General features: G+C 33.6%; 4 protein-coding genes. 1 reads left to right on the plus strand and 3 read right to left on the minus strand.

Going from position 1 to position 5,627, the window contains the following annotated elements; all coding sequences use genetic code 11:
- Positions 1 to 24: 24 nt before the first annotated feature.
- The 3 genes from HOG71_14355 to HOG71_14365 form a co-directional block, all read right to left on the minus strand.
- Complete coding sequence (locus HOG71_14355) at positions 25 to 1,197, minus strand: acyl-CoA dehydrogenase (GenBank protein ID MBT5992030.1); 1,173 nt, start codon at positions 1,195 to 1,197, stop codon at positions 25 to 27.
- Positions 1,198 to 1,345: 148 nt separating this feature from the next.
- Positions 1,346 to 3,076 carry a tetratricopeptide repeat protein gene (locus HOG71_14360; protein MBT5992031.1) on the minus strand — a complete coding sequence of 577 codons (1,731 nt, stop codon included), beginning with the start codon at positions 3,074 to 3,076 and terminating at the stop codon, positions 1,346 to 1,348.
- A complete protein-coding gene (locus HOG71_14365; GenBank protein MBT5992032.1) occupies positions 3,057 to 4,892 on the minus strand; it encodes a family 10 glycosylhydrolase in 1,836 nt (611 codons plus the stop codon). The genes HOG71_14360 and HOG71_14365 overlap by 20 nt, the downstream gene beginning before the upstream one ends.
- A 305-nt stretch (positions 4,893 to 5,197) precedes the next feature.
- On the opposite strand from HOG71_14365, the gene HOG71_14370 reads away from it, so the two are divergent.
- Positions 5,198 to 5,548, plus strand: coding sequence for a DUF3127 domain-containing protein (locus tag HOG71_14370; protein MBT5992033.1), 351 nt, complete (start codon positions 5,198 to 5,200; stop codon positions 5,546 to 5,548).
- Positions 5,549 to 5,627: the final 79 nt, after the last annotated feature.

Genomic DNA, 5,627 nt, shown 5'->3' on the forward strand with positions numbered 1-5,627 from the left:
AACCCTGTCAGGGATGAACTAATTTTATTCAAAAGCAGAAATCCCCGTAATCTCCATTCCAGTTATTAATAAATGAACATCATGTGTTCCTTCATAGGTGATTACCGATTCCAAATTCATCATATGCCGCATCATTGGGAAGTCGTTGGTAATGCCCATCGCACCTAAAACCTGTCGTAAATCACGAGCTATTTTTAATGCCATTTCTACATTATTCCGTTTAGCCATTGAAATCATCGCTGGTGTAGCTTTATCTTTATTTCTCAAAGTTCCTAAACGCCAGGTTAACAATTGAGCTTTGGTAATTTCTGTAAGTGCTTCAGCTAATTTTTTTTGTTGCAATTGGAATGAGGCAATGGGTTTATTAAATTGCTTACGTTCCAACGAGTATCTTCTGGCTGCATCAAAGCAATCCATAGCAGCTCCAATAACACCCCAGGCAATTCCGTAACGAGCTGAATTAAGGCACATCAGAGGTCCCTTCAAACCTTTTACACCCGGCAACAAATTTTCCTTTGGCACTTTCACATCCTGAAAAACAAGTTCACCTGTTACCGATGCACGTAATGACCATTTTCCATGTGTTTCAGGTGCAGTAAAGCCTTCCATGCCTTTCTCAACTAGAAGTCCGTGAACCTTTCCTTCTTCATTTTTCGCCCAAACTACTGCTACATCAGCTACAGTGGAATTGGTAATCCACATTTTGGCACCATTCAACAAATAATGATCGCCTTTGTCTTCAAAATGCGTTTTCATTCCTCCTGGATCAGATCCATGATCAGGCTCAGTGAGTCCAAAACAACCAAGCATTTCAGCTGAAGCCAATTTGGGTAAATATTTCTTTTTCTGTTCTTCTGAACCAAAAGCATAAATAGGATACATGACCAATGAACTTTGAACAGATGCCGCTGAACGAATACCTGAGTCTCCCCTCTCTAGTTCCTGCATAATTAGTCCGTAGGAGATATAATCTAAACCTGCACCACCATATTCTTGTGGAATGAAGGGTCCAAATAATCCCATCTTTCCCATTTCTTTCAATAAATGATGGGGAAAAGTTGCCTTTTCGTAATGATCTTCAATAATGGGTTTGAATTCTCTGTCAATCCAATCGCGTACAGATTGACGAATTATTTTATGTTCATCTGATAATAGATCATCAACTAAAAAATGATCTGGGGCTATGTATTCACTCATAAAAGTGGGTTGTTATAGTTTCTAAACGCAAGTCAAAAATAATTATTAAAGTAGCAATAAAACTATTCAGAAAGATCAAAAATCCAGAACACCTCTTTCTACCAATATTCCTAATTTAGCATGGAAATAAGAGGTAATTGGTTTATTGTCAATTATGGTGGGTGCTTTTAATATTTTTGTCCACCTCAATTAGCCGTTTTTCTAAAAAACTATCTGGGTAATCTTTTTTAATTTTCAAAAGAACTTCCTTTTCTTTTTCATATTGCTCCAAACGTGCGTAACAGTTTGCAAGTGAATAATAACAGTTAATCAAATAGGAAGGATTATTCGATCGTTCAATCATCCAAAGATTATCTTCAATACAATTTTCATATTTCCCAAGAAGTGAATACAGATACTTTCGTTCACCAATTACAGTCATAGAGTCAAAATCATTAATCAAAGCCATATCATAATATTTCAATGTGGAATCCCTGTATTTTGTGCCACTACCATAACCATTTTGAGGTAAATCATAAGCCTCAGCCAAGTCAAAGCTAGCTTGGCCATCTTTCGGATTATTTGCTACTTTAATGTTCAGATTTTTTATTGCTAATTTTTTGTATTTCTTGGTAATTCTAGAGTCACCCCACATATGTAAACGACATATATAATCATATGTTTTGAAAAAATAGGGATCTAAACTCAATGCTTTTTCAAATACTTCCTGTGCTTGTTCTTTTCGAAGTTCAATTTTGCTGTTATATATGAATACTCCTTTTAAATAATAATAATGAGCATCTAGACTATCCATACTTATAAGTTTATCAAAATCACTCATGGCATTTTCAAACTCATTTTGGTTTTGGCTTGAATATAATCTGATTCTGAACAAATAGTAGCCGGGGTTTTGTGGCTCTTTTTCGATGCATTTTTCAAGACAAACAAGAACTACATTTTTTGCATCTATTTTATTAGCCAATTCAACAATTCGGTCATTAACTATTTTATCATCAATGTCGAATTCAACAATCTTTAACAGACTTTCCAATTCGTTCATTGGCTTTTCCAATTTCCTCTCGCAAGCAACTTTAAGTCTACAAAACTCCTTATTATGCTGATTTAAATTAAGTGCCTTTTCAATTAAATCTATTGATTTCTCGTATTGATTCAGATTGTAATGAGCATATGCTTTTGTTGAATAAACTACTTCTGTTTTCTCACCTCGTTTTATCAATAATTCAAAACCTGCAATAGATTTTTCATATTGCTTCAGATAAAATTGTGCAGTAGCAATTACCAATCTGGCATAAGTTACCTTTGGATCTACTTCCAATACTTTCCTCATTGAGGTTATTGCAGATTGATATTCTCTATTGTTAAGCTGAAATCCACCCAAATAGTAATATGGTTGGATATAATTTGGATCAATTTCTATTATATTTTTTAAGGTATTAATCTTCTCAGATCTTGATTTATCATGATCAATTCCTTCAGTAACCTGAGGATAATGTTCATAAATTAATTGAAGATTATTGAGTTTAACCAAGGCTTCAGAAGAGATTTTTTTTTCAAGCTTGGTTGGAATGTTTTTATGCTTAAAATATACATAGCATTGCAAAGCAGCATCTAAATCATGAAGTAGATAACTGGAGTTTAGCCAATATTCAAACGTTTTTGAATCGAGATCAACCTTATTATAAACCAGTTTTGTAGCAATAAATACAACCGTAGAATAATCTGACCCATCGTATGATATCTGTATTCTTTTATTGTCTTGTTTTATTTCCTTTTTACTTTGCTGTGCAAATCCCACAAAACCAAAAAGTATCAACACAAATAAATAAACAGTTTTTGATCTCATCTTTTTCAAAATATTATTAAAATTTAATCTGCTCATTTAATACCTCTTTCAACACCTTCCAATGTTCATCCTTTATCGCATTGTAATCAAAAACAGAAATCCCTTTTGCTCCATTTTTCAAAGCAACGTTTATTGCATCTTTCATCTCTTCAGCATTCATGGTTGGAATGTATAATCCAGCATAAAGTGGAAAAACAATACTATCTACTCCAGCTTTAACAGATTCTCCAATCCACTCAATATCTTCATCATAGAAGTTGTGATATATCATGGGGAATACCAAATCCAATGGCCAATCGTCCCAGCCTTGCATCACAAGTTTTCTGGCAAGTAGAGGTGTTGGAAAAACGGCTGCACTCAATTCTTTGTCTGGACTCACATGTTGATTTGCTCCTTCAACAACTTCCTTGATTAAACTATATCTGAATTCCTTCCATTCCTTAGATTGAGTTGGATCATCCATCTCATCAACTGATAGTCCATACTCTTTCCTAAACCTGCTTTTGCAGTTTTCACAATAGCAATAATCATATTCAGGATATTCTTTGTCCTGTACAATACCGTATGTAGGTTGCAGTGCAATGGGCAATATCACATCTGGATGGCGAATATAATCGAGATGCATTCCTGCTAATCCTTTAATTTTCGATAATTCATTAACTTTAGAATTTACATATTCTCTCGCTTCCATATTTGACGGGCACAACCATTTATAATAAGGTACATAAGCTGGCTTGTTATAGCTTGTATCACCATTCCGATTAACATTATACCAATCAGGATGATTTTCAATTATCTTTTTGTCATTGCAGTTGAGTGTCCACATCCAGGCATGAATTTCCAGTCCTTTTAATAAGGCTAATGGAATAATTTCATTCAAACGGTCAAGGCCAGCACCCAATAAAACTGCATCAAAACCTGCATTTCTAATTTTTGCAAAAGCATTTTCCCAATCTTCGGTTGAAAAATCCTTTTTATCATGCATCCAAATCCAATGCTTTTGACTGTGACTATTTTCTAAATAAAACAAATCCTCCCTATTGTACAGCTTTTCTGAAAGGTTAAAATCCTGAAATAAAAGATACCCCCATTTTTGTGGAATATGCATATTTATTTCTCCTTGTGGACTCCATACCCAGTTCTGTTCAGGCATTTCCTTAACTGTTCCTTCATAACACATTTTTATAAACCTACTACCAAAGGTCTCAATGTGCCATTGCACTCTTGAAAAATTTAATCGCCAGACTTCATTGTTTTTAGGAATAATATTTTTCTCATGTAAGTATTTCAAAGATTCAAATGGAATGGCTATTTCAATGCTCCAAAATCTGTCTTTATCATCCATTTTATTAATGGTTCCTTCAATATGAACAGCCGTTTTTAAACCTTCTATGTCAAACTGATTAAGTGCAATTCCTTGCTTTGAATAAGGTTTATTCAGCAATAGATCCCATTCTGTCCCAAAGGCATTGATTTCCAACTCTGCATAAAACTTTCCATCACTATCAGGATCAATAAAAACCTCAAAATCATTATCATAAAAAATGACGGTATCTCGTTGTTGAAGTGTTGCCCAAATGTGAGGTTCTTCTAAATAAGCAGCGATATAAAGATACTCATCATCCCAAAGCATTTTTACTTTGGTTTCATAGGCTGGTTGAGGCATTTTATCCCCTTCAATATCCAAGAAACTATCTGTCCAATTTGCTTTTTCCCATGCAGCCTCTTCTATCCTGCCATCAATTTTTATTGATTGTTTTGTTTTAATACAACGATAATGCTTAGGGAGTTGAGCAGTTGCGATTAAATTACATACAATTATTGCAGATAGAAATAGTATTGATTTTTTCAATTCGATGCTTTAAAGAAAGAATTATAAAGGCTTAAAAATAAGCTTTTTCGGTTAATTGGTTAAGTTTGAAAATGAAATTAATAAAATGATTTAGAATAATCCAATTTACATATAAAAATTACTCATGTATATGAAAATCAATTTGTTTGCCCTACCCTAAATGGAGCAAAATGATTTCATTCCTACCCATTAAGGACAGGGGAAATAAATAAAATCGTGTACATTTGTTTAATGGGAAAAATATTATTGTAATGTAATCTTTAATATCTTCTTGTATTTTAAATTGAATAAAATCATACAATTAAATGGAATTAAAAGGAAAATTAATAAAACTTCTCGAATTGCAAAGTGGTGAAGGTAAAAACGGTGTTTGGCGTAAACAAGAATTTATAGTTGAAACAACAGGACAATATCCTAAAAAAGTCTGCTTTAGTTTGTGGGGTGATAAAGCGGCTCAAGTTGGCGGAAAAGAAAATGCTGATGTAACTGTTTTTTTTGATATTGAAAGTCGCGAATACAATAACCGCTGGTATACTGAAGCCAAAGCATGGAAAGTAGAAGCTGGTGCAGGTTCATCAAGTGATTACAACCAAGAAACGCCACCTGATGATATTGACATGAATCAGGATGTTAGTGATGATGAGTTACCTTTTTAAAGTTATCATCCTTCGGTGAATCAATAGTTTACAAGAAAGTTGTTGTTCCTTTTAAGGGATGATAACTTTTTTAATTTCA

Source organism: Bacteroidota bacterium, assembly GCA_018698135.1.
Taxonomy (GTDB): Bacteria; Bacteroidota; Bacteroidia; order CAILMK01; family JAAYUY01; genus JABINZ01.